The organism is Pseudoalteromonas sp. GW168-MNA-CIBAN-0100 (assembly GCF_040309225.1).
Lineage (GTDB): Bacteria > Pseudomonadota > Gammaproteobacteria > Enterobacterales > Alteromonadaceae > Pseudoalteromonas > Pseudoalteromonas arctica.
In genome coordinates, this window is record NZ_JBEOOL010000663.1 from 1 (window position 1) to 265 (window position 265).

At 43.4% G+C, this 265-nt stretch carries 1 protein-coding gene; it reads right to left on the reverse strand.

All coding sequences use genetic code 11. The features are described from left to right. Positions 1-265, reverse strand: a 265-nt coding sequence (locus AAEY62_RS22915; protein ID WP_350636729.1) for a flagellar assembly protein A, incomplete at both ends; no start/stop codon positions are given.

A 265-nucleotide genomic window follows, 5' to 3' on the forward strand; every position in this document is an offset into this window, starting at 1 on the left:
CCCCTAAATTTTTCATATCAACTTTACCGCCTTCCTTAGCTTGCGGGCTAAGTACGCGATCTTGTGCGGTTGAACACAAACGTACAAATTTGGCGTCAAGGCCTTTTTTAGGGTTACGGCCATGCGCAATAATTGCAGAATATTCGCTTCCTGCTGGGTGCTCAAATTGCTGTCCTAAAAAGTTATCTAAGGCTTGTGGGCTTATGCCCTTACTAATACCAGCATCAAAAAGTGCTTTTTGTGCGTCTTGCATTGATAGCAATAC